We start from the raw sequence: 3,808 nt of genomic DNA, 5'->3' as shown, positions 1-3,808 counted from the left end.
GTGGAGCTGCCGGGAATCGAAACCGATGCTCTACCAGGCAATATGCCTTCTGAGCTGCGGTTTCGCTCCGTCTCGGTCCCGTTCAGTCCCGTTCGTTACCTGCGGTTTCGTTCTCGGGTCTTGACGGCGTCAAGAGCCTCCACTCGAGGACGAGCCTTTCACGAGGCGCGGGAGTTCCGCGCAACTGCCGCGACGCCCGTCCGCCGCTTGCACCAGCGCGGCGGCCCCCTCAACGAGCGTGGGGCGGGCTCGGGCGCAGCTTTTGTCTTCGGCGAAGGTTCGCTCGACTGTTGGATGGGTGCGGAAAGGGGTGCGCGTGCCGCGGGTCACACAGACCAACCCCGGGCCGCTGCGGCGACTCAGGGGCTCCTGGGTCGGGGTGGCGCGTCCCCGATACCGGGTCCACCCGTGATTAGAGTCCGGGTGTGTCGTTCCGAGGTCTATTTTGACCTACGAATTCGTTCGCCGGGGAGCCCTAGCCCCTGCCGCCTTAGCTCTTGCCGCGGCCGATCCGGCGCCAGCCGTGTCCGGCGAAGGCCCGCATCGCCGCCAGTGCGAATCGGCCCTGCTTCCGCGATGACGAGTACCACAGCATCTCGGACTTCTGGGTGGGTAGCCGCGGAGCGGTGATGGCCTGCTGGCGGCAGAACTTGATCAGCCCCGCCGCACCGCCACCGCGATAGCCGATACCCGACTCTTTCCAGCCACCCATCGGCAGCCCCGGGCAGAAGACGTTGGTCAGCGCGTCGTTGACGTTGACCGCGCCACAGTCCAGGCGCCGGGCCAACTTCTCACCACGGCCGGCGTCCCCGGTCCACACGGTGGCCGACAGTCCGTAGACGGAATCGTTGGCCAGCCGGATGGCTTCTTCCTCGTCGGCCACCTTGACCACCGGCAGGGTCGGACCGAAGGTCTCCTCGGCCATGCAGGTCATGCTCGGATCCGCATCGGCGATCACGGTGGGCTGGAAGAAGGTACCGACTCCGGTGGGGTTCCCGCCGGCGACCACCCGCGCCCCCGCGGCGGTGGCCTCCCGGACGTGCCGCTCGACGATGTCGCGTTGCGCGGCGGTGGCCATCGCGCCGGTGTCGTAGTTGAAGCCGGCGGTGGACTCCTGGCCCTGCGCAACGGCGCGGACCTTATCGGCCAGCTTGGCGACGAACTCGTCGTAGATGGGAGCCTCGACGAAGACCCTCTCCACTGAGATGCACACCTGACCGGAGTTGAACATCCCGCCCCAGGCGATGCCGTTGGCGGCCCGGTCGAGGTCGGCGTCGGCCAGCACGATCGCCGGATCCTTACCGCCGAGTTCGAGACTGCACGGGATCAGCCGCTCCGCGCAGGCCACCGCAACCTTGCGACCGGTCGCCGTCGACCCGGTGAAGTGAACGTAATCGGAGTTCTCGATCACCGCCGCGCCGGTGGCCCCGTAGCCGGTGGCCAGAGCGAAGACCGGCGGTGCGCCGACCTCATTCCATCCTCGGGCGAGCTCAACCGGCGAAAGTGGTGTCACCTCAGAGGGTTTCAGCAGAACCGCGGCACCGGCCGCCAGCGCGGGCACCAAGTCCAGCGCCAGCATCGCCAGCGGAAAGTTCCACGGCTCAATCATCCCGACCAGCGGATAGGGCCGGAATACCGTGGTCAGTTTCTTGACCCGGAAAAGCGGGCTGTGCGCCTTGGGATGCCGGTCGGCGAGGAACTCCTCGGCGTTACCGGCCCAGTAGTTGATGGCGTCGGCGATGGCGATCGGCTCAAGACTGGCGTCACCGCGGGACTTGCCGGTCTCCGACATCAGCACCTCGGTCAGGTGATTGGCGTTGTCGAGGACCCAGTCCTGCCACTTCATCATCCACTTCTTGCGCCCGCGCGGGCCAATCTCTGCCCACTCGGGCTGGAACAACCGTAGTTCGCGCGCCTTGGCGGCCACCGTCTCGGGGCCGTCGATGGGCACCGATCCGGCTGTCCGGCCGTCGGCGGGGTTGCGCACCTTGATAGTGCCCTGGTCAATTCCCGGGTCTACCGCAGTCATGGCAGCTCCTCTCAGCTGTTCTGTCTGTGTTGTGAGAATAACCCGCGCCCGCGGGTCAACGACGCAAGTCGGACAGGGCCGCCCTCGGTTATCTATCAGAGGATTTTGGGCTCATCAGACGACAAATCCGAGCCCACGATGAGGCCGGGGGTCGTGGTTGGCCGCGATGCCGGCCGGGTCAGCGTGGTTGTTGGTTATTGGTCAATGTGGTGGTCCGGCTGCTGACCTGGCGAGTCCCCGATACTGAGTTGGATTTAGAGTCAGGTTACTTGGTTCCAGATTCAGTTGATCTCGCAGGTGACCGGGGTGTGGGTGTGCCTGCACGCCGCAGCGTACTCGGCCGGCGTTCGGTAACCCAGGGCCGAATGCCGGTGGCGGTGGTTGTGCTCGTGTTTGAAGTCGCCAATGACCACCCTGGCCTCGAACAGGGTGTTCCCGTGGTTGCGGTTTAGTTTAGGCACTCCTTCCGTAGCCGGTTGTTGAACGATTCGATGTAGCCGTTCTCCCACGGTTATCCGGCGGAATGTAGGACAAGCCGACCTTGCCGTCGCAGAACCGTTGCAGCGCTGCCGAAACCAACTCTGGCCCGTTGTCCATCCGCAGCGCCTTCGGAGGCCCGCCCGCCGTGGCGAACACCACTTCGAGCTCCGCGACGAGGCGCTCGGCCGTGATCGAGCGCTCCACCAGGTGCAGCAGCGAGACCCGGGTGTGCTCGTCGACCATGGACGCGATCTTGATCGCCTTGCCGTCGACGGTGGAGTCGAACTGGAAATCGATCGCCCAGACCACACCAGGCGCATCGGCGTCGACCGGCGGGATCGAGGACACCCCGGCCCGCTTGCGCGGACTGCGCACCCGCACCTGCAAGCCTTCCTCACGCCACAGCCGACGCACCTTCTTCTTGTTGACCTCACGGCGCTCGTCATAGCGCAACGCAGCCCAGGCACGCCGGAACCCATGGCAGGGGTGTTTAGTGGCGTAGGCACACAGCCAGGCCCGCAACTGCGCATCCGGGTCGGCCGGCGTTTCCGACGATGGCAGGCGCCGATAGCTGGAACGGGCCAGCCCAACCACCTTGCACGCCAACCGCTCCGACATGCTCAACGTGGTGGTGAGCATGTCCACGGCGCGGCGCTTGGCGGCTGGGCTCAGAATTTTCCCTTGGCCACCTCGCGCAGGGCGTCTTTCTCCAGTTCGGCCTCGGCCAGCAGCCGCTTCAAGCGGGAGTTCTGCTCGCGCAGCTCCTTGAGCTCCTTGGCGGCGTCGGTGTCCATCCCGCCGTAGGCGCGCCGCCAGTTGTACAGCGTCGCCGCAGACACTGCGAGTTCGGCGGCGATCTCCTCACCGGTCTTGCCCTCGGCGGCCAACTCGTCCGCCCGCCGCAGCTTGCGCACGATGTCCTCCGCGGAATGCCGCTTCCGACCAGCCATGTTTTCATCGTCCCTTCCAGCCCGACATCGGGCCACAGGACTCTAAAACTGGTTGGACTCATTCACCGGGAACACGCCACTGGCGCACGCCCGCGTCCTCGTCGCAGATTGGAAGTATCAATACAACGACCACCGACCCCAATCCGCCCTCGGCTACCAGCCGCCAGCCCGCTACGCCGCCAACTGTGCCCACCAATAACCGCGCAAAGCAGTTAGAACGGTGGGCGGGCATAGCCTCCTACAACCCTTTGAGTGAGAAGTATTGTTACGGCCAGCAGTTCCCAAGGATGCGGCAATGTGAGAGGAGCGGCAACAGAAATGGCAGACGACACCAGCTCGTTGAGCTTCC

At 65.5% G+C, this 3,808-nt stretch carries 2 protein-coding genes and 1 pseudogene; 1 reads left to right on the top strand and 2 read right to left on the bottom strand.

Annotated features, from left to right (window positions below):
• Window positions 1-490: 490 nt before the first annotated feature.
• Window positions 491-2,029: an aldehyde dehydrogenase family protein gene (locus tag ACLP9N_RS13330; protein ID WP_442407848.1), complete on the bottom strand. Its 1,539-nt coding sequence runs from the start codon at window positions 2,027-2,029 to the stop codon at window positions 491-493.
• A gap of 281 nt (window positions 2,030-2,310) precedes the next feature.
• A pseudogene (locus ACLP9N_RS13325) lies at window positions 2,311-3,459 on the bottom strand (IS3 family transposase).
• A 52-nt stretch (window positions 3,460-3,511) separates the two neighbouring features.
• On the opposite strand from ACLP9N_RS13325, the gene ACLP9N_RS13320 reads away from it, so the two are divergent.
• Window positions 3,512-3,658 carry an integrase core domain-containing protein gene (locus tag ACLP9N_RS13320; RefSeq protein WP_442407847.1) on the top strand — a complete coding sequence of 49 codons (147 nt, stop codon included), beginning with the start codon at window positions 3,512-3,514 and terminating at the stop codon, window positions 3,656-3,658.
• The last annotated feature ends 150 nt before the right edge of the window (window positions 3,659-3,808 follow it).

The organism is Mycobacterium sp. (assembly GCF_052144515.1).
Classification (GTDB): Bacteria; Actinomycetota; Actinomycetes; order Mycobacteriales; family Mycobacteriaceae; genus Mycobacterium.
Note: the sequence above shows the minus strand (reverse complement) of the source record. Positions and strands in the feature narration are given on the sequence as shown.